The 19,757-nt window shown below is 64.8% G+C and carries 13 protein-coding genes; 3 read left to right on the top strand and 10 right to left on the bottom strand.

Features of this window, described 5'->3' with window-relative positions; translation table 11 throughout:
* Positions 1-100: 100 nt before the first annotated feature.
* Genes AC25ND_RS14320 through rfbB form a run of 7 tightly spaced genes read right to left on the bottom strand, consistent with a single transcriptional unit; the run spans position 101 to position 7,166 of the window.
* The gene (locus tag AC25ND_RS14320) at positions 101-556 is read right to left on the bottom strand and encodes a thioesterase domain-containing protein (protein ID WP_062362717.1); all 456 of its coding nucleotides are present in this window, start codon (positions 554-556) and stop codon (positions 101-103) included.
* Positions 553-1,959, bottom strand: coding sequence for a sigma-54-dependent transcriptional regulator (locus AC25ND_RS14325; protein ID WP_028689191.1), 1,407 nt, complete (start codon positions 1,957-1,959; stop codon positions 553-555). The genes AC25ND_RS14320 and AC25ND_RS14325 overlap by 4 nt, the downstream gene beginning before the upstream one ends.
* Entirely contained in the window at positions 1,956-3,770 is a 1,815-nt protein-coding gene (locus AC25ND_RS14330) for a sensor histidine kinase (RefSeq protein ID WP_062362721.1), read from the bottom strand. The genes AC25ND_RS14325 and AC25ND_RS14330 overlap by 4 nt, the downstream gene beginning before the upstream one ends.
* A 39-nt stretch (positions 3,771-3,809) precedes the next feature.
* Positions 3,810-4,670: a dTDP-4-dehydrorhamnose reductase gene (gene rfbD, locus AC25ND_RS14335; RefSeq protein ID WP_186594798.1), complete on the bottom strand. Its 861-nt coding sequence runs from the start codon at positions 4,668-4,670 to the stop codon at positions 3,810-3,812.
* Positions 4,667-5,215 carry a dTDP-4-dehydrorhamnose 3,5-epimerase gene (gene rfbC, locus AC25ND_RS14340; protein WP_186594797.1) on the bottom strand — a complete coding sequence of 183 codons (549 nt, stop codon included), beginning with the start codon at positions 5,213-5,215 and terminating at the stop codon, positions 4,667-4,669. The genes rfbD and rfbC overlap by 4 nt, the downstream gene beginning before the upstream one ends.
* On the bottom strand, positions 5,212-6,087 hold the full coding sequence (rfbA, locus tag AC25ND_RS14345) for a glucose-1-phosphate thymidylyltransferase RfbA (protein WP_028689187.1): 876 nt from the start codon (positions 6,085-6,087) through the stop codon (positions 5,212-5,214). The genes rfbC and rfbA overlap by 4 nt, the downstream gene beginning before the upstream one ends.
* A complete protein-coding gene (gene rfbB / locus AC25ND_RS14350) occupies positions 6,084-7,166 on the bottom strand; it encodes a dTDP-glucose 4,6-dehydratase (RefSeq protein ID WP_186594796.1) in 1,083 nt (360 codons plus the stop codon). The genes rfbA and rfbB overlap by 4 nt, the downstream gene beginning before the upstream one ends.
* Positions 7,167-7,333: 167 nt before the next feature.
* Between rfbB and AC25ND_RS14355 the strand changes: the two genes are divergently transcribed.
* Together AC25ND_RS14355 and aguA are read left to right on the top strand one after the other, a co-directional pair.
* Positions 7,334-10,234, top strand: coding sequence for an aminotransferase (locus tag AC25ND_RS14355; RefSeq protein ID WP_062362734.1), 2,901 nt, complete (start codon positions 7,334-7,336; stop codon positions 10,232-10,234).
* A gap of 242 nt (positions 10,235-10,476) precedes the next feature.
* Complete coding sequence (gene aguA / locus AC25ND_RS14360; protein ID WP_028689184.1) at positions 10,477-11,583, top strand: agmatine deiminase; 1,107 nt, start codon at positions 10,477-10,479, stop codon at positions 11,581-11,583.
* Between the two features lie 473 nt (positions 11,584-12,056).
* Here the strand turns inward: aguA and AC25ND_RS14365 are convergent, their stop codons facing one another.
* Positions 12,057-14,147 carry a TonB-dependent receptor gene (locus tag AC25ND_RS14365; RefSeq protein ID WP_486976395.1) on the bottom strand — a complete coding sequence of 697 codons (2,091 nt, stop codon included), beginning with the start codon at positions 14,145-14,147 and terminating at the stop codon, positions 12,057-12,059.
* Positions 14,148-14,672: 525 nt separating this feature from the next.
* Here AC25ND_RS14365 and AC25ND_RS14370 point away from each other — a divergent pair.
* On the top strand, positions 14,673-15,977 hold the full coding sequence (locus AC25ND_RS14370; protein ID WP_050703354.1) for an OprD family porin: 1,305 nt from the start codon (positions 14,673-14,675) through the stop codon (positions 15,975-15,977).
* Positions 15,978-16,007: 30 nt separating this feature from the next.
* On the opposite strand, the gene AC25ND_RS14375 is transcribed toward AC25ND_RS14370, so the two are convergent.
* Together AC25ND_RS14375 and AC25ND_RS14380 are read right to left on the bottom strand one after the other, a co-directional pair.
* Positions 16,008-17,675: an FMN-binding glutamate synthase family protein gene (locus AC25ND_RS14375; protein WP_069016507.1), complete on the bottom strand. Its 1,668-nt coding sequence runs from the start codon at positions 17,673-17,675 to the stop codon at positions 16,008-16,010.
* Between the two features lie 153 nt (positions 17,676-17,828).
* Positions 17,829-19,757: a type VI secretion system Vgr family protein gene (locus AC25ND_RS14380; protein ID WP_486976396.1), complete on the bottom strand. Its 1,929-nt coding sequence runs from the start codon at positions 19,755-19,757 to the stop codon at positions 17,829-17,831.

The raw sequence follows: 19,757 nt of genomic DNA on the forward strand, positions 1-19,757 counted from the left end.
CGACACAAGGCCGCTCCACAGGAGATCACGTTTCCCTGTACGAGCGGCCTTGCCGAGGCGTCGGACCGGTCGGAAAGGGGTGTGAAGCGCTCCCAAGCCTTCAGCGATGCAAAACGTACTGGCCACTGAATTTCACGGCAGGCTCGTCGTTCCCCTCGTTGCTCACCACCGTCTCCAGTGTCAGCCGCGCCCGCCCGCGACGCTGGTACATCGTCAGGAACCGCGCCCAGGTTCTCTCGTCCGGCGCCGGGCACTGTGCCACCGCTGTGCCGGTCACCGGCAGCGGATAACTGATCTGCCCTTCCTGGATGACGATATGCCCGTCATCGATCCCCATCTCGCGCAGGCGCAGGTGCAGCCAGCCCCAGCCGACCAGCACCGCGCCGCAGTACAAGCTGCCGCCGAACATGGTGCTCTTGTGGTTGACGTTGGGCGCCAGCGGCAGCTTCAGGCGCAGGCAATGCTGTTGCCAATCGAGGACTTCCATCCCCATGTCGCGGGTCAACGGAATATCACTGTGCAATACCGTTTGCAGGTACTGGCTGTCGGTGCTCATGGACGGTTTTCCTCCTGGTCGTCGTGCCCGCCACCGCCGTCGAAGCTCAGGCCGTGCTTGCGTAGTTTGTCATGCAGGGTCTTGCGCGGGATGCCGAGGGCCTCGGCGAGGCTGCGCATCGAGTTGTGCGGTTGGCCCAGTTCGGCGGCGATCAGCGAGCGTTCGAACTGCTCGACCTGTTCGCTGAGATTGCCGGTCGGCACGGCCACCTGGATGTCAGGGGGCGCCATGGGCACCTGGCCATCGAGGGCCAGCTCCAGGCCCAGGGCGAAGCGTTCGGCGGCGTTCTGCAGTTCGCGCACATTGCCCGGCCAGTCGTGGCGCAGGAGCATGGCGCGCTGCGCAGGTTGCAGGCTGTGGGGCGGCAGGCCGTGGCGCTCGCTGGCGGCGTCGGCGAAGTGCTGGAACAGCACGAGAATGTCGTCGCCGCGCTCGCGCAACGCGGGGATGCGCAGCGGCGCGACATTGAGGCGGTAGTACAGGTCGGCGCGGAAGCGGCCCTGGTCGGCGGCCTGGCGCAGGTCTTCCTTGGTCGCGGCGATGATGCGGATATCCAGCGGGATCAGTTGGTTGCCGCCCAGGCGTTCGACCACCCGTTCCTGCAGCAGGCGCAGCAGCTTGACCTGCACGTCCAGGCTCATGCTCTCTATCTCGTCGAGGAACAGCGTGCCGCCGTTGGCGAACTCGAACTTGCCGATCCGGCGTTTCTGCGCGCCGGTGAACGCCCCGGGCTCGTGGCCGAACAGCTCGCTCTCGACCACAGACTCGGCCAGGGCGCCGGCGTTGATTGCCACGAACGGGCCGTCGCGGCGGCTCGACAGGTCGTGCAGGGCACGGGCCACCACTTCCTTGCCGGCGCCGGTCTCACCGAGGATCAACACGTCGGCGCGGGTGCCGGCGAGGGCGCCGATCTGCTCGCGCAGGCGCTGCATGCCCGGCGACTGGCCGACCAGGCGCGTGGCCAATTGCTGGCGGTCGCTCAGGGCCAGGCGCAGGCTGCGGTTGTCCAGCACCAGGCGGCGCAGGGCCAGGGCGCGGCGCACGCTGTCGAGCAGGGCGTCGCTGGCGAAGGGTTTTTCGAGGAAGTCGTAGGCCCCGGCGCGCATGGCCTGCACCGCCAGCGGCACATCGCCGTGGCCGGTGATCAGCAGCACCGGCAGTTCGCTGTCGCGGGCATGCAGTTGTTCCAGCAGTTGCAGGCCATCGATGCCGGGCATGCGGATATCGCTGACCACCACTCCCGGCCAGTCTTCCTCAATGCGCCCGGCCAGGCCCTGGGCGTCGGCCAGGGCCACCACCTTGAGCCCGGCCAGGTCCAGGGTTTGGCTCAGCGCCTGGCGCAGGTGCGGGTCGTCGTCGACCAGGAGCACCTGGGCGCGGCTGTCGATCAGTGTCTCGGTCATGCCGAGGTGTCCTCCGAAGATTGCAGATTGGCGCCAGGCTTGGCCACGCGCAGTTTCAGCGTCAGCAGGGCACCGCCTTCCGGGTGGTTGCCCAGCAGCAGCTCACCGCCCAGTGCATGCATCAGGCTTTCGCAGATGGCCAGCCCCAGCCCAAGGCCCTGGGTGCGGGTCTTGGTGGTGAAGAACGGCTCCTTGGCATGCTCCAGGGCCTGGCGGCTGAAACCGGGGCCATTGTCGCGGATGTACAGGTAGACGCAGTCATCCTGGCGTTCGGCACTCAGCCACAGCCGGCGTGGGTTGGCCTTCTCGGTGAGGGCATCGAGGGCGTTGGCCAGCAGGTTGCCCAGCACCTGGCGCAGGCGTGTTTCGCCCGCTTGCACCCACAGAGTGGCTTCCGGCAGGTCGCGCACCAGCTCGACGGCCATGGCCCGGCGGCGCTTGGCCAGCAGCGCGAGGGCGTCGTCCAGGGCCGGTTGCAGGGCCACGCTTTCCGGGGCGTGTTGGTCGCGGCGGGCGAAGGCGCGCAGGTGGGCGATGATCGAGGCCATGCGCCCGGTCAGCTCGCCGATCAGCTTGAGGTTGCCGCGTACGTCCTCGGTGCGCTGATGATCGAGGAGGATCTCGGCGTTCTCGGCGTAGCTGCGGATGGCCGCCAGCGGCTGGTTGAGCTCGTGACTGATGCTCGCCGACATGGTGCCGAGCACCGACAGCTTGCCGGCCTGGACCAGCTCGTCCTGGGCGCGTACCAGCTCCTGCTGGGCGTTTTCGCGTTCGAGCACCGCGCTCTTGAGCCGGGTGTTGAGGCCTTCGAGGTCGGCGGTACGTTCGATCACGCGGTGCTCCAGTTCCTGGCGGGCACGGGCCTCGAAGTCGATGCGGTCGATGTAGTGGCGGCGGCGCTGCATCACCAGGCCGGCCAGGAGCATGGTCACCAGCAGCGCGCCGCCGCCGATGGCCATGACCGTCTGCACCGAGCGATCGACCAGCAGGCGCGGGGCAAGGATGCTCACCTGCCAGCCGGTTTCCTTGATGTCGCGGGTCTGGATCAGCCAGGCGGCCTGGTCGAGGGTCAGCGGCTGTGGCGCCTGGGTCGGGTAGGGCTGGATGGCGACGATGGCCTGGCGCTCGGCCGCGGTCAGCTCGCGTGTGGCGCGGAACCGCCAGTCCGGGCGCGAGGTGAGCACCACCACGCCGTTCTGGTCGGTCAGCAGCAATTGTTCCGGGGTGCGGCCCCAGAGGGTCTCGGTGTGGTCGAGGTCGACCTTGACCACCAGCACGCCGATCACCTTGTCGCGGTCGTGCACGGCGGCAGCGAAGAAGTAGCCGCGCTTGGCCGAGGTGGTGCCCTGGCCGAAGAAGCGCCCCAGGTGGCCTTCCATTGCTTCGATGAAGTAGGGGCGGAACGAGAAATTGCGGCCGACGAAACTGTCCTGCTTGTCCCAGTTGGAGGCGGCCAGGGTGTTGCCGCTGACATCCATCAGGTACATCACCTCGGCGCCGGTCTGCTGGGTGATGTGTTTGAGCAGGCGGTTGGCGTTGGTCACCGCCTCGAGACGAAACGGGTCGGCCAGCACGCCACGCAGCGCTGGCAGGTCACCGAGGATTTGCGGCAGGGTCTCGTAGCGGTGCAGGGTGCCCAGCAGGTTGGCGACGTAGAGGTCGAGGGTCTGGCGGTTCTGCGACGCCAGTTCGTCCTGGTAGTAGCGCTCGGCCAGGTGGTGCAATGGCCACAGCAGCGGGGCCAGGCACAGCGCCAGCAGGGCCAGGCTGCGCCAGCGGGGGCGGCGGGGAGGCGTGGGTCTTGGGATCATTACGATAAGGGCGCCAGTAGGGTCTGGCGCAATTATGCGCTACTTGAGGCAGTCGATGAGTGCATCGTGCCAGTGCGGTTGGCTGACCTGCCATTCGCGGGCCAGACGCGAACAGTCCAGGCGTGAGTTGAGCGGTCGCTTTGCCGGTGTAGGGTAGTCGCGGGAAGGGATCGGCAGCAGTTCGGCGCAGGGCAGGTCGCGGGCCTTGAGCTGTTCGCCGATGGCCTGGGCGAAGCCGAACCAGGAGGTTTCACCCTGGGCGGTCAGGTGGTAAGTGCCCCAGGCGCCGGCCTGGCCGCTCTGCCAGCGCTCGATCAATGCACGCGTACTTGCGGCAATGGTGGCTGCCCAGGTCGGGGCGCCGATCTGGTCGTCCACCACTTTCAGTTGAGCGCGTTGCTGAAGCAGGCGCTGCATGGTCAGCAGGAAGTTGCGTCCATGATGCGAATAGACCCAGCTGGTGCGCAGGATCAGGTGCTCCCCGGCGACAGCGGTGATGGCCAGTTCACCTGCCAGCTTGCTGCGGCCATAGACACTCAGCGGGCTGGGGGTGTCGTCTTCGTCGTAGGGGGCTGACTTGCTGCCGTCGAAGACATAGTCGGTGGAGTAGTGGATTAGCGGTGCGCCGAGCCGTGCGGCTTCTTCGGCCAGCACCCGGGGTGCTTCGGCGTTGATGGTGTAGGCTTGCCGCGTCTCGCTTTCAGCCTGGTCGACCGCGGTGTAGGCGGCGGCGTTGATGATCAGCTCCGGGGCAATCTGGCGCAGCGTGGCGCGCAGTTGTTCCGGGTGAGCCAGGTCGAGCCCGTCGCGACCGACCCGCTGCACATCACCCAGGCCGCTCAGGGCGTCCTGGAGTGCCAGCGCGACCTGGCCATGGCGGCCACAGACGAGGATCCTCATGGGAACAGCTGCGCATCGGCAAATGATGTGGCGGCCTGGTCCTTGGCCGACAGCAATGGTTGCAGGCCGTCCAGCTGCCAGTCGATGGCCAGTTGAGGGTCGTCCCAGCGAATGCTCTGCTCGGCGTCGGGGTTGTAGTAGTCGGTGGTCTTGTAGAGCACCTCGGCCGACTCGCCCAGAACCCGGAAGCCATGGGCGAAACCGGGTGGCAGCCACAGCTGGCGGTGGTTGTCGGCGGACAGCCTCACCGCTACCCACTGCCCTAGGGTCGGCGAGCGGCTGCGGATGTCCACCGCAACGTCCAGGATCTCGCCCTGCAGCACGCGGACCAGCTTGCCCTGGGCATTTTGCAACTGGTAGTGCAGGCCGCGCAGCACACCTTGACCTGAGCGGGAGTGGTTGTCCTGGACGAACGGCGTGTCGATGCCGGTTTGCAGGGCGAAGTCGCGGGCGTTGTAGCTTTCGCAGAAGAACCCTCGGCTGTCACCGAACACCTTGGGTTCGATGATCAGGACCTCCGGGAGCGCGGTGGCAATGATGTTCATGGGTACTCTTCGGCCAGCTGGCTCAGGTATTGGCCGTAGCCGGTTTTTTGTAGTTCGCAGGCCTTGGCCAGCACCTGCTCGCGGCTGATCCAGCCCTTCTGGAAAGCGATTTCTTCGAGGCAGGCCACCTTCAGCCCTTGGCGATGTTCGAGGGTCTGCACATACTGCGAGGCCTCAAGCAGGCTGTCGTGGGTGCCGGTGTCGAGCCAGGCGAAGCCACGACCAAAGCGTTCGACGCGCAGGTCGCCGCGTGCCAGGTAGGCATTGTTGATGTCGGTGATCTCCAGTTCGCCGCGGGCTGATGGACGAATGCCCTTGGCGATGTTCACCACGTCGTTGTCATAGAAGTACAGGCCGGTCACGACGTAGCTGGACTTGGGGTGTAGGGGTTTCTCCTCGATCGACAGCGCTCGGCCATCGGCGTCGAACTCAATCACGCCGAAGCGCTCCGGGTCCTTGACCCAATAGCCGAACACCGTGGCGCCCGAGGGCTGTTGCACCGCGCGCTGCAATTGTTCGCTGAAGCCCTGGCCGTGGAAGATGTTGTCACCGAGGATCAGGCACACGGCATCGTCGCCGATGAACGATTCACCGATCAGGAACGCCTGTGCCAGCCCGTCGGGTGAGGGTTGTTCGGCATAGCTGATGCGGATCCCGAACGGGTTGCCGTCGCCGAACAACTGGCGGTACTGCGGCAGGTCCTGAGGCGTGGAGATCAGCAGGATGTCGCGGATGCCTGCGAGCATCAGCACAGAGATCGGGTAGTAGATCATCGGCTTGTCGTAGATTGGCAGCAGCTGCTTGGAGACGCCGAGGGTGATGGGGTGCAGGCGGGTGCCGGTGCCGCCGGCCAGGACGATACCCTTGGTCATGCGATCAGGCCCTTGAAGTCGACGTTGCCCAGGCGCTGGCCCCGATAGCTGCCGTCCTGGACCTGGCGGCACCACTCGAGGTTGGCCAGGTACCACTGCACGGTCTTGCGCAGACCCGAAGCGAAAGTCTCTTGGGGCATCCAGCCGAGATCGCGCTCGATCCTGCCGGCATCGATGGCGTAGCGCAGGTCATGGCCCGGGCGATCGCGGACGTGGGTGATCAGGTCGGCGTAGCGGGTCACGCCGGCCGGATGGTCGGGCGCCAACTCTTCCAGGAGGGTGCACAGGGCATGCACCACGTCGATGTTGCGCTGCTCGTTGTGGCCGCCGAGGGTGTAGGTCTGGCCGACTTCACCCAGGGTCACGACCTGAAGCAGGGCGCGCACGTGATCCTCGACATACAGCCAGTCGCGGACCTGCTGTCCATTGCCATAGACCGCAAGCGGCTTGCCGGCCAGGGCGTTGAGGATGGTCAGCGGGATCAGTTTCTCTGGGAAGTGATATGGACCGTAGTTGTTGGAACAGTTGCTGATCACTGTCGGCAGGCCATAGGTGCGGTGCCAGGCGCGGACCAGGTGATCGGCTGCCGCCTTGCTGGCCGAGTAGGGGGAACTGGGCGCGTATGAGCTGTTTTCATTGAACAGGTCACCGGTGTCCTGCAGATCGCCGAAGACCTCGTCGGTGGAAACGTGATGGAAGCGGAATGCTCCACGGGCGGGCTCGTTCAGCGTGCTCCAGTAGCCTCGGGTGGCTTCCAGCAGGCTGTAGGTACCGACAATGTTGGTCTGGATGAAGTCCGCCGGGCCGTCGATGGAGCGGTCGACATGCGACTCCGCGGCCAGGTGCATGATGGCGTCCGGCTGGAACCTGGCAAGCACGGCGCTGACGCCGGCCTGGTCGGCGATATCGGCCTGGACGAATTCATAGCGGCTGTTGCCGGCGACTCGCAGCAGCGATTGCAAGTTGCCCGCGTAGGTCAACTTGTCGAGGTTGAGCACCTCATGATCGGTGTGATCGATCAGGTGACGAACCAGGGCCGAGCCGATGAAACCGGCGCCGCCGGTGACGAGAATGCGCATGTGCGGGTGCCTGTTTGGAAAGCGTATTGCCAGGAGCGTAGCTTGTTGGCTGGCATCGCTTGTGGCAAGTCGTGAATGCAGGACGGCCTGTCGTCTGTGCAGGGATGCCACTTGCTTATCGGCAGCCGCGATGGCGATATAGGCGACAAAAAACGAGGTTCCCGTCCATGCCCCTGAGTACCCTGATCCAGCGTTCCAGCCAGCCCGGCCCCTCCCTCGGCGAGGCCCATGCTCATGCCTTGTTGCGCTCGCATTACGATCTGCAAGGCAGCCTGCAGGCGCTAGGCAGCCAGCAGGACCTCAATTTTCGCGTGGACAGCGTTCAGGGGCGGTTTGTGCTCAAGGTCTGTCATGGCAGCTATGCGGCGATCGAACTGCAGGCGCAGCATGCGGCCCTGGCTTTTCTGCGCGGGCAAGGCGTGCCGGTGCCGGTGGTGCGCCCGGCGAACACGGGCGAGCTGCTGCTGGAACTCGAGATCGATGGCCAGCCATTGCGCGCCCGTCTGCTCGATTATATCGATGGTCAGCCTCTGACCCGCCTGGGACACCTGCCGGCGCGGGTGATGGCCGAGCTCGGCACGCTCTGCGCCGAGGTCGACAAGGCGCTGGCCGGCTTCGACCACCCGGGCCTTGAGCGTACCCTGCAGTGGGATCCACGGCACGCCTCGGTGCTGATCGAGCACCTGTTGCCGGTGTTGCAGGATATCCAGCGTCGCGAGCAGGTGGTACAGGTCGCACGGTTGGCGGCCGCTCGCCTGCAACCGCTGGTCGGGCAATTGCCGGTCCAGGCCGTGCACTTGGACATCACCGACGACAACGTGGTCTGGGCCCGCGACGACCAGCGCCAATGGCAGGTGCAGGGTGTCATCGACTTCGGCGACCTGCTGCGGACCTGGCGTATCGCCGATCTGTCGGTGACCTGCGCGGCCCTGCTGCACCACGCCGAGGGCGACCCGTTGCGCATCCTGCCGGCGATCAGCGCCTACCACGCGGCGAATCCGCTGCAGGAGGCGGAGCTGCGTGCCTTGTGGCCGCTGGTGCTGAACCGCGCCGCGGTGCTGGTGCTCAGCAGCGAACAGCAGCTGGCGGTCGATCCGGACAACCAGTACACCCGCGACAACATCGCCCATGAATGGGAGATCTTCGATACCGCCTGCTCCGTACCCGCCGCGTTGATGGAGGCGGCGATCCTGAACGCGGCGGGCCAGGTGCCCGTGATGCCGGACATGAGCGGTTGCGTCGCGTTGCTGCCGAGCCTTGCCGGGCAGCCGGTCGCCCGGGTCGACCTGGGCGTGCTCAGCCCCCTCTGCGAAGCGGGCAACTGGGAGCAACCGGGCTTCGACCAGCGTATGCTCGCCGCCCAGCCGGGCCCTGCGTGCAGCCTCCATGGACAGTACCGCCTGTCTCAAACCCATATCGATCAGCCTGAAGAGCCGGCCACCTGTGCCCTGGGCGTGGAGCTGAACCTGTTGCCCGGCAGCCCGCTGCAAGCTCCCGAGGCCGGTGTCTGGCAACGCATCGGAGATGGCCGCGGTTGCCTGCGGACCGCGCACTGGAGCCTGTGGCTCGCCGGCCTGGAAGAGGCGCCGGCCGATGGCCAGGCGCTGCTCAAGGGGCAGGCGCTGGGTGCGACCTGCGGCTTCCTCAGTGTGCAGCTGTGCCTGGATGCCGATACCCGCCCACCGTTCTTTGCCACGCCGTCCCACGCCGCAGCCTGGCTGGCCTTGTGCCCGTCACCGCGCTCCCTGCTGGGCTTTGACTGCGATGCCGAACCACTGGCCGACCCACAGGCCCTGCTGGCCCGACGCGATGCCAGTTTCGCCCGCTCGCAGAAGCATTACTACGCCCAGCCGCCGCACATCGAGCGCGGCTGGCGCAACTACCTGATCGACATGCAGGGCCGTTCGTACCTGGACATGCTCAACAACGTCGCGGTGCTCGGCCATGGCCATCCGCGCATGGTCGCCGAGTCGGCGCGCCAGTGGTCGCTGGTCAACACCAACTCGCGCTTCCACTACGCGGCCATTGCCGAGTTCTCCGAGCGTCTGCTGGAAGTGGCTCCGGAAGGCTTCGACCGGGTATTCCTGGTCAACAGCGGCACCGAAGCCAACGACTTGGCGATCCGCCTGGCCTGGGCCTACAGCGGCGGGCGCGACCTGCTCAGCGTGCTGGAGGCCTACCACGGCTGGTCGGTGGCCACCGACGCGATCTCCACCTCCATCGCCGACAACCCCCAGGCCCTGGAGACCCGCCCGGACTGGGTGCACCCGGTGGAGGCGCCGAACACCTTCCGCGGGCGTTACCGGGGCGCTGACAGTGCCGCCGACTACTTGCGCGATGTCGATGCCAAGCTGGCCGACCTCGACACCCGTGGCCGCCAGCTGGCCGGGATGATCTGCGAGCCGGTGTACGGTAACGCCGGGGGCATCTCGTTGCCGCCGGGCTACTTGCGCGAGGCCTATGCCAAAGTGCGACAGCGCGGCGGGGTGTGCATCGCCGACGAGGTGCAGGTCGGCTATGGGCGCCTGGGTGAGTACTTCTGGGGTTTCGAGGAGCAGGGCGTGGTACCGGATATCATCACCATGGCCAAGGGCATGGGCAACGGCCAGCCGCTGGGCGCGGTGATCACCCGGCGCGAGATCGCCGAGGCGTTGGAGGCCGAGGGCTACTTCTTCTCCTCGGCCGGGGGCAGCCCGGTCAGTTGCCGCATCGGCATGGCGGTGCTGGATGTGATGCGCGACGAAGGACTGTGGGACAACGCCCGTGACGTCGGCCGCCACTTCAAGGCACGCCTGCAGGCGTTGGTCGATAAATATCCGCTAGCTGGCGCCGCCCACGGTTCCGGGTTCTACCTGGGGCTGGAACTGGTGCGCGATCGCCAGACCCTGGAGCCGGCGACCGAGGAGACCATGATCCTGTGCGATCGCCTGCGCGAGCTGGGGATCTTCATGCAGCCGACCGGCGACTACCTGAACATCCTCAAGATCAAGCCGCCGATGTGCACCACGCGGGCGAGCGTGGACTACTTTGTCGACTGCGTGGAGCGGATTCTAGGTGAGGGCTTATAAAATCGATTCTTATCGATTTTCAATGGCGCCTTATGCGAAAACGGTCTCGTGACTTGCTTTAAAAGTCGATATTTATCGGATATAAGTGTTCGCCATTGAACAGCCGGGACCGCTTTGCGGTCCTTTCGCGACGCAAGGCCGCTTCTACAGGGATAGCGTTCGACCTGTGGGAGCGGCCTTGCGTCGCGAAAGGCGCGCGTAGCGGGCCCCGGACCACCGACAGTTGCCATTAGAGGTCATCGATGAAAACGCTCAACTCGACCCCCCGCGCCGACGGTTTCCACATGCCCGCCGAGTGGGCCCCGCAAACCCAGGTGTGGATGGTCTGGCCGGAGCGCCCGGACAACTGGCGCCTGGGTGGCAAGCCGGCGCAGGCCGCGCACGTGACCCTGGCCAAGGCTATCGCCCGTTTCGAGCCGGTTACCGTGGCGGTGTCCGCCGGCCAGTACGCGAACGCCCGTCGCCAGCTCGACCTGCCGAACATCCGTGTGGTCGAGATCAGCAACGACGATGCTTGGGTGCGTGACACCGGTCCGACCTTCGTCATCAACGACCACGGCGAAGTGCGTGGCGTGGACTGGGGCTTCAACGCCTGGGGCGGCTTCGACGGTGGCCTGTACGCCCCCTGGAACCGCGACGAGGAGTTGGCTGCCAAGGTCATGGAAATGGAGCGTGTGCAGCGCTACCACACCGAGGGCTTCGTGCTCGAGGGCGGTTCGATCCATGTCGACGGCGAAGGCACCCTGATCACCACCGAGGAATGCCTGCTCAACCGCAACCGCAACCCGCACCTGAACCGCGAGCAGATCGAGGAGATCCTGCGCGAGCACCTGGCGGTGGAGACCATCGTCTGGCTGCCGGATGGCCTGTACAACGACGAAACCGATGGCCACGTCGACAACTTCTGCTGTTACGTCAGCCCCGGCGAAGTGTTACTGGCCTGGACCGATGATTCCAATGACCCCAACTACGCGCGTTGCCACGCCGCCTACGAGGTGCTGAAAAACACCCGTGACGCCAAGGGGCGCGAGTTCGTGGTGCACAAGATGCCGATCCCGGGCCCGCTGTATGCCACCCAGGCAGAATGCGACGGCGTCGATCACGTGGTGGGCAGCCAGGAGCGCGATCCTTCGGTACGCCTGGCCGGTTCCTATGTGAACTTCCTGATCGTCAACGGCGGCATCATCGCCCCGAGCTTCGACGACCCGGCCGATGCGCAGGCCAGAGCGATCCTGGCCAAGGTCTTCCCGGATCACGAAGTGGTGATGATCCCGGGGCGTGAGCTGCTGCTTGGCGGTGGCAATATCCACTGCCTGACCCAGCAGCAGCCGGCGCCGGTAAAACGTTGACCGGCCAATGAATGAAAAACCCGTCGAGCGACGGGTTTTTTTATGCTCGCGATAGTCGGTCGTGCGGCATGGCACAGCAATTGTATTGATTTTTCCTCGTGCTTCAGACGAATGGGCCTACGCCAATCTGTAACGCGTCTGAAGTAACTTAGCCGCTCACTAGGCCCGGGGAGTACGTGAGGAAATGAACGCAGCAAGTGAGTCGGCTTTGCCCGCAACGGCAGCCTGTCACCAATCGCTCAGAATCCTGGCTCAGTGGTTGAAACGTCATGGAGACAATCGGGTCAGGACGACCGACCCACGACGCCTGCTGGATGGGCGATACCCTCAAGGTCTGATCAGCGAGGAAGAGCTCGAAGCTCTGCTGGCTGTCTGGCATTGATCGGGAAGGAACCCGCCGCAGAAAAAAACGCCACCGCTTTTGCGGTGGCGTTTTCGTTTTGGGGCCCGAATGGCCTGATGGGCGCTGACGATCAGAAACTGTAGGTCCCGGTCACCACCAGGCTGCGCGGATCGCCCACCTGGATCTGCGCCGCGCTCGTGGCCGAGCTGTAGTAGGTCTTGTCGGTGATGTTGCTCAGCGCCGCACGCACGTCCCAGTCGTGGGTGCGATAGCCCGCCAGCGCGTCCCAACGGCCGTAGCCCGGCAGGATCACGGTGTTCTGGTTGTCGGCGTAGCGGTCGCCGACCAGGGTCAGGCCGGTTTCGGCGTACCAGCCAAGCTCCGGCTTCCAGGTGACGAACAGGCTGGCGTTGCGCTTGGCCACATCGTTGATGCGGTTGCCTTGCTGGCCGTTGTTGTCCTTGACGATGGTCGCGTCCTGCAGGCCGATGCCGCCGCGCACATACCAGTTGCCCACGACGTTGCCGGTGGCGGTCAGCTCGATGCCGCGCGAGCGTTGCAGGCCGCTGAGCTGGATCAGGTCCGGGATGATCGGGTCGCGTGTACGGCGGTTATACAGCTCCAGTTCGTAGATCGCGAGGGTGGTGCTCAGGCGCTGGTCGAACCATTCGCTCTTGACCCCGATCTCCTTCTGCCGGGTCTGTTCCGGGTCGGTCTGGTTGGTGTTGCCGGCAGCGCCTGGGGTGATGCCGATCAGGCCACCACCGACAGGGGAGTACGTCTTGCTCCAGGAGGCATAGAAGGAGTGATCTTGCCAGGGCGTGTACACCACGCCGATGCGTGGACTGAAGCTGTTGTCCTTCTGTTTTTCCGAGAGGTTGCGCAGCTTGTTGGTGGTATCCACCTCGAACTGGTCGAAGCGTACGCCTGCCAGCAGTTGCCACTGGTCGTTGAGGCGGATCTGGTCCTGCAGGTAGATCCCGGTGCTCTCGACATCGGTGTGGTTGTTGCTGGACACCCGCATGGTGCCATTGTGCTGCTGGCGGGCCGTTGCGCCCTGCAGGGGCACCGAAGGCACACCAACGCCCTGGTGCAGCAGCGAGTTGCGGCGCTGTTCGCCCATTTCCAGGCCAACCAGCAGGGTGTGCTCAAGGCCGAAGGTCTCTACATGGCCTTCCAGTTCGACGGTGTTGTACAGGTTGCGGGTGCTCAGGTCCTGTTGCCAGCGCTGGCGGTCCACCAACCCCGTGGCGGGGCGGTAGGCGGTCAGGTAGGTGTTGTCGAAGTCGCTTTCCAGGGTGAACAGACTGATGGTGTGGCGCAGTTGCCACTGGTCGTTCAGCTCGTAGTTCAGGCGCGAGCGCAGCGATTCGGCGCGGTCGTTGATGTAGTCGCGCTGGGTGTCGCCATAAGTGGTCTTGCGGCTGACGTCGGTCGGGCGTCCGGTGAGCGGGTTGCCGGGGATGCCGCGATCGGGGGTGCGGTCATAGCGGCTGTACTCGTACTGCACCAGCCAGTTCAGTTCGGGGGTGATCTGCCAGCTCATGGACGGGGCGAACAGTTGGCGGTGGTTGCCGTCGATGCCGTCGCGGAAGCTGTTCTTGTCCTCGTTGCCCAGGTTCAGGCGCAGGCTGAGGGTGTCGCTGGGGTCGGCGCTGAGGTCGGCGTACAGACTGCGCAGGTCCTGGCTGCCGCCCTGGGCCTCGATGGTCGAGCGGCGGCCGTGCTCCGGCGCCTTGCTCACCCGGTTGACGATGCCGCCCTGGCTGCCACGGCCATAGAGCACCGCCGCCGGGCCCTTGAGCACCTCGACCCGCTCGATGTTGTGCAGGTCGCGGGTGTACTGGCTGTCGTCGCGGATGCCGTCCAGGTAGAAGTCGTTGCTGGCGTCGAAGCCGCGGATGCGCAGGCTGTCGAAGCGGGTGTCGGCGCCGCTGCTGACGTTGGGGATGCCTTCCAACGCCTTGCCCAGGTTGCTGCTGCCGTAGTCCAGCACGTTGCGGGTCTTCACCGAGTCGATGGCCTGCGGCACATAGCGCGCCGGGGTCGAGGTACGGGTCGCGGTGGTCACGTCCTTGACCCGCGGATTGTCCTCTTCGCGGGTGCTGTCGGCGGTCACCGAGGTTTCCGGCAGGGTCGTGGTAGTGGCACTGGCCAGGCCGACGCTGAACAGCAGCGACAGGCCCAGGGTCAGGGGGGAAAGGCGGCAGGGGGCAGGCATCGAAGGCGTCCAATGAATGGAGTGAGAAATTGGGCGCGAATGGTAATGCTTGCTATTTGCTATTGCATCGACATTTGTAAGGGGTTGTCTTTACAAGTGTTTCAAAGTGTTGCCATTCATTTGAGTGTGTTGACTTCTGGATCGGCTGTCGTACGGATGTGTCAGGTGACGGGAAGCGGGAAGGGGCATGGCCGTATGACGTTTTTATGGATTTCGCCCGCTTTCCACAAAAGAGACAAATTTGCGCTGACCCACGGCATATATGCATGGAAATGCACCAGCGCCGACCTTGTTTTTGGTTATACCAACCTGCATTTCACGTTTTTTTGACATGTCTAAGCAGGCAGGGCTAGGATTCGGGCTCTACGCCTGCTGGCCATGATCTGGCCATGCGGCTGCAAGGCCCGTTGCAGAGCATTGGCGGGCCTTTCGGCTTGGATCCGCATAGCGTCGAACCTACGAAGGGGCGTTGGTTCCTGGCGTTCTAATGCAGAGCGTTTTTGAATACGAAATAAGGAAAACAACATGTTGAAAACCAGGATCAGCCTGGTCGCCCTGGCGATGATCGCCGCGACCCAGGCACAGGCCAATGAGCAGGCCGAAAGCAAGGGCTTCATCGAGGACAGCCACGCCAACGTCCTGCTGCGCAACGCGTTCATCAACCGTGACAAGAAGCACCACACCAACGACCAGTCCCAGTGGGGCCAGGGCGTCATCGCCAACTTCTCCTCCGGCTTCACCCAGGGCACCGTTGGCGTGGGTGTCGACGCCTTCGGTCTGTACGCCCTGCGCCTGGATGGCGGCAAAGGCCGTAACGGCGGTGGCGGTATCGATTTCTTCAAGCGTGAAAACACGGTCAACGAGCGTGAACGCAGCGATGCTGCCAATGACCTCGCCCGCGCCGGTGCGGCGATCAAATTCCGCGTCTCCAACACCGTGCTCAAGTACGGTGACCAGATGCCGGCCCTGCCGGTCCTGCAGTACGACGATTCGCGCCTGTTGCCAGAAAGCTTCAGCGGGACTTCGATCACCTCCAAAGAGATCAAAGGCCTGGAGCTGAACGCTGGGCGTTTCACCAGCGAAGTGCAAAAGAGCGCCCAAGGTCACGACAGTGGTCGTTTGAAGGCAATCAACGTACTGGGCGGTAGCTACAAGTTCACTGACAACTTCACCGCGTCGCTGTACACCGCCGACAACGAAGACGTGATGAAAAAGCACTACCTGGGCATGAACTACGTCTACCCGATCGCGGCAGACCAGTCCCTGACCTTGGACTTCAATGGCTATAAGTCCAAGCTCGACAAGAAGTTCATCGAAAAATGGGGCATGCGTGAGGGCGATCAGGACAACACTATCTGGAGTCTGGCGGCTACCTATGCGTACGGTCCTCACTCGGTAACCATCGCGCACCAACGCAGTACTGGCGATACCGGCTACAACTACGGCGGTTACCAGCGTGATGGCGGCTTCGGCGATGGTGGTTCGACCATTTACCTGGCCAACTCCTACTGGTCCGACTTCAACGCAGAAGACGAGCGCTCCTGGCAGATCGGCTACGGCCTGGACTTTGGCGCATTCGGCGTCCCTGGCCTGACCTACAAAGTTGCCTACGTGCGTGGTGACAACATCAACACCCACGGCAATGGTGAAGGTAAAGAGCGCGAAATCTTCAACCAGCTGCGTTACGTCGTACAAGAAGGCCCGGCCAAGGACCTGTCGGTCAAGCTGCGTAGCTCCTTCCTGCGTACTTCGCGCAACGTCGCCGACTTCTACATGGATGACGGCAACGAAGTCCGCGTATTCGTCGAGTACCCGATCAGCATCTTCTGATCCTGATCCCGCGTCACCCGCAGCCCCGGCCTATGCCGGGGCTGTTTCTTTCCGGCGCACGTTGACCGCCGCCGCCACCTCGATTTCACCCGTCTGCGGCGCGAAGCTGTCGCTGCGCGCCATCCGCCACATCCGTGCATAGAACTCGCTGTCGATCGCGCCGCTGAGCAGTTCGCCCGGCTTGAGGAAAGTGTGCAACTGCGAAAACAGGCTGATCTCGCTGGCGCTGATACGCCGCGCCAGGTGCTTGGGCTTGAGTTCAGAGGGATGGTCCAGGCCAGCGGCGGCAAGCATCTCGGCCAGGGCATGCAAGGTATTACGGTGGAAGCTGGCGACCCGCTCGGCTTTCTCCGGCACCACTAGCGCGCGCTGGCGCAGCGGGTCCTGGGTCGCCACCCCGGTCGGGCACTTGTTGGTGTGGCAGCTCTGCGACTGGATGCAGCCGATGGCGAACATGAAGCCCCGCGCCGAGTTCACCCAGTCCGCGCCGATGGCCAGCACGCTGGCGATGTCGAAGGCGCTGACCAGTTTGCCCGCCGCACCGATGCGGATGCGCTCGCGCAGGTTCAGCCCCACCAGGGTGTTGTGCACGAACATCAGGCCCTCGCGCAGGGGCACGCCCATGTTGTCGGAGAACTCCCGGGGCGCCGCGCCGGTGCCGCCCTCCTTGCCGTCGACGACGATGAAGTCCGGGGTGATGCCGGTGGCCAGCATGGCCTTGGCGATGCCCATGAATTCCCACGGGTGGCCCAGGCAGAACTTGAAACCCACCGGCTTGCCGCCAGACAGCTCGCGCAGCCGGGCGACGAACTGCAGCAACTCCCGTGGCGTGCTGAAGGCACTGTGGGCGGCCGGCGAGATGCAGTCCTCGCCTTCGCGCACGCCCCGGGTGGCGGCGATCTCGGCGCTGACCTTGTGCCCCGGCAGGATCCCGCCATGGCCCGGCTTTGCGCCCTGGCTGAGCTTGATCTCGATCATCTTCACCTGAGGCGAGCGTGCCTGTTCGGCGAAGCGATCAGGGTCGAAGTGGCCGTCTTCGGTACGGCAGCCGAAATAACCGCTGCCGATTTCCCAGATCAGGTCGCCGCCGTGTTCGCGGTGGTAGGGGCTGATGCTGCCCTCACCGGTGTCATGGGCGAAGCGGCCCAGGCGCGCGCCCTTGTTCAGCGCGGCGATGGCGTTGGCGCTGAGGGCGCCGAAGCTCATGGCCGAGATATTGAAGATCGACGCCGAGTACGGCTGACGGCACTGCGGGCCGCCGATGCGGATGCGGAACGAGGCCGGGTCGGGCATCGGCACTGGCAGCATCGAATGGCTGATGAACTCGAAGCCTGGTTTATAGGCGTCGTTGAGGGTGCCGAAGGCTTTCTCGGCGCTTTCGTTCTTGGCCCGGGCGTAGACCAGCGAACGCTGGGCGCGGGAGAACGGCAGCTTGTCGTCGTCGCCTTCGATCAGGTACTGGCGGATCTCCGGGCGGACGGTTTCGATCAGGTAGCGGATGTTGCCCAGGATCGGATAGTTGCGGCGCACCGCGTGGTGGCGTTGGCGCAGGTCGTTGAGGCCGACCAGGCTGAGCAGGGCGCTGATGACGGTGAAGGGCCAGAGCCCGTCGTGCCGGGCGAGGAAGGGTAGGCTGGCGAGGGTGAACAGCAGGCACAGGGTCAGGCAGGCGTAGCGGCTGGGGAGTGCGTCTTTCATGGGTCCATCGCAGACAGGGTGACCGGCCTAGGATAGGCAAAGCGCAGCAGCGGAAAACCAGGGCGATTGGTAAAACACTATTACCTGGGTGGGACCAAAAGCTTGTCGGTTTCGGGCCCATCGCGGGGCAACTCCGCGATGAGGCCCTCGGTGTTACTGTTTGAACACCTGCTTCACCCGGCCGTCGATTTCGCCCTTGTCGCCCTGGCCCGAAGCCTTGGCCTGCGGACCGCCGCCCAGGTTCAGGTCGAGCTTGCCATCGGTATTGATGATCCCGTCCGCCGTTGCATGGATATTGAACTTGGCGCAGCTGATATTGATGGTGCCGTCGGACTTCAATTCGAACACGCTGTCGCCACAGACCAGGCGGATCTGGTCGCCGGCATCCATCACATAGTTGCCGTGCACACTGTCGCGCTTGTCGCCACCGACCAGCAGGACGTCGCGATGGCGCACCGAGCGCAGGCGGTCCTGGCCGATGGTCACGGTCTCGATCATGCCCACGGTCTTGACCCGGCTGATGCCCACCGACAACGTCTGGTTCTGCTCCACCACCGTGTCCATGTTGCGTTCGGCATGCACGTACAACTGCTCGGCGCCCTTCTTGTCCTCCATGCGGATTTCATTGAAGTTGGCCGGGCTGCCGCCCTTGCTCGAACGGCTCTTCATGCCGCTTTGCGTGGCGCTGCCGGGCAGGTCGTAGGGCACCGTCTGCTCGGCGTTGTAGACCCGCCCGGTGATGATCGGCCGGTCGGGGTCGCCTTCGAGAAAACTGACGATCACCTCCTGGCCGATCCGCGGCACCTGGATCGAGCCCCAGTTCTTGCCCGCCGTGGCTTGCGACACGCGGATCCAGCACGAGCTGTTCTCGTTGGACTGATCGTGGCGGTCCCAGTGGAAGTGCACCTTGACCCGGCCATACTGGTCGGTCCAGATCTCCTCGCCGGCAGGGCCGACCACCACGGCCGTCTGCGGGCCCTTGACGATCGGCCGCAGGGTGCTGCCCACCGGGCGGTAGCTTTGCTGCGCGTCGATGCAGCTGAGGTTGCTCTCGAACTGCGCTGCACCGCTGCCGCCACCGCTTTCCAGGCGCTCCTGATGCACGTAGTAGCGGGCGGCGACGATCAGGTACTCGCGGTTCTGGTCCTGGCGGCTGAAGTTGCTCAGGCTGAACAGATGGCCGCTGCCCAGGCCCCGGGCATTGCCGCGCAGCTCGACCCGCTCGTGCAGGCTCTGCAGCGACTCCAGGCGGGTGCGGGCGTAGTGCTCGCCGTCCTGGGTCTGCTCGTAGGCGCCGGGGTAGTCGTACAACGGGTAGTCGCCGGCCTGGTGCGGGCGCGGCATCGCCGAGCGCACGTCGATGCGCGCGCTGGGGCGCTGGAAGTCGTAGTCGTTGAGCTCCAGGGAGCCGGGCTGGACCTCCTGGGCCAGGTGCCAGTCGTTGATATGGTCGCGCTCGCGGTGCTGGCCGTCCGGCGGGTAGTAGGGCACGGTCTCGTAGCCGGGGGCCTTCTGGTGCGCGCCGTAGGCGTCGGCCAGCACCAGCACGTGGCGTTCCTGCTCGTGGCGGAAGAAGTAGTAGATGCCTTCCTCCTCCATCAGGCGGCTGACGAAGTCGAAGCTGGTCTCGCGGTACTGCACGCAGTACTCGCGCTCGCGGTAGTTGCGGCTGAGCAGGTCCTCGAAATCCGAGAAGCCCAGGTCGCGGAACACCTGCTTGATGATCTGCGGCGCGCTCAGGTGCTGGAAGATCCGGCAGTCGCTGGTGCGTGTCAGCAGCCACAGCCACGGACGCAAGGTGACGCGGTAGCTGGCGAACTGGCCCTGGTCCACCGACTGGCTGCAACGGGCGACGATGCCGTGGAAATGCCGCGAGCTGCCGACGCTCTGCTGCACGCTCAGGCTCATGGGCTTGCCCAGCAGCTGGTTGAGGTCGATGGCCGGGTCGTCGCTGGTCAGCTGCAGCTCGAAGTCGAACAGGCGGCCGAGTTCCTCGCTGCCGCCCATTTCGGCAAGGATCAGCTTGTCCGGCCCCAGGGGGCTGTTGATCTGCGCCAGGCGCGTGAACTGCTTGAACAGCAT

The sequence above is a fragment of the Pseudomonas sp. P110(2024) genome (genome assembly GCF_057480795.1).

What these genes read in the sequence shown, in the direction of transcription:
- AC25ND_RS14320 (WP_062362717.1), bottom strand. Translation starts at nt 556, where the DNA reads ATGAGCACCGACAGCCAGTACCTGCAAACGGTATTGCACAGTGATATT.
- AC25ND_RS14325 (WP_028689191.1), bottom strand. Translation starts at nt 1,959, where the DNA reads ATGACCGAGACACTGATCGACAGCCGCGCCCAGGTGCTCCTGGTCGAC.
- AC25ND_RS14330 (WP_062362721.1), bottom strand. Translation starts at nt 3,770, where the DNA reads ATGATCCCAAGACCCACGCCTCCCCGCCGCCCCCGCTGGCGCAGCCTG.
- rfbD (WP_186594798.1), bottom strand. Translation starts at nt 4,670, where the DNA reads ATGAGGATCCTCGTCTGTGGCCGCCATGGCCAGGTCGCGCTGGCACTC.
- rfbC (WP_186594797.1), bottom strand. Translation starts at nt 5,215, where the DNA reads ATGAACATCATTGCCACCGCGCTCCCGGAGGTCCTGATCATCGAACCC.
- rfbA (WP_028689187.1), bottom strand. Translation starts at nt 6,087, where the DNA reads ATGACCAAGGGTATCGTCCTGGCCGGCGGCACCGGCACCCGCCTGCAC.
- rfbB (WP_186594796.1), bottom strand. Translation starts at nt 7,166, where the DNA reads ATGCGCATTCTCGTCACCGGCGGCGCCGGTTTCATCGGCTCGGCCCTG.
- AC25ND_RS14355 (WP_062362734.1), top strand. Translation starts at nt 7,334, where the DNA reads ATGCCCCTGAGTACCCTGATCCAGCGTTCCAGCCAGCCCGGCCCCTCC.
- aguA (WP_028689184.1), top strand. Translation starts at nt 10,477, where the DNA reads ATGAAAACGCTCAACTCGACCCCCCGCGCCGACGGTTTCCACATGCCC.
- AC25ND_RS14365 (WP_486976395.1), bottom strand. Translation starts at nt 14,147, where the DNA reads ATGCCTGCCCCCTGCCGCCTTTCCCCCCTGACCCTGGGCCTGTCGCTG.
- AC25ND_RS14370 (WP_050703354.1), top strand. Translation starts at nt 14,673, where the DNA reads ATGTTGAAAACCAGGATCAGCCTGGTCGCCCTGGCGATGATCGCCGCG.
- AC25ND_RS14375 (WP_069016507.1), bottom strand. Translation starts at nt 17,675, where the DNA reads ATGAAAGACGCACTCCCCAGCCGCTACGCCTGCCTGACCCTGTGCCTG.
- AC25ND_RS14380 (WP_486976396.1), bottom strand. Translation starts at nt 19,757, where the DNA reads ATGCTGTTCAAGCAGTTCACGCGCCTGGCGCAGATCAACAGCCCCCTG.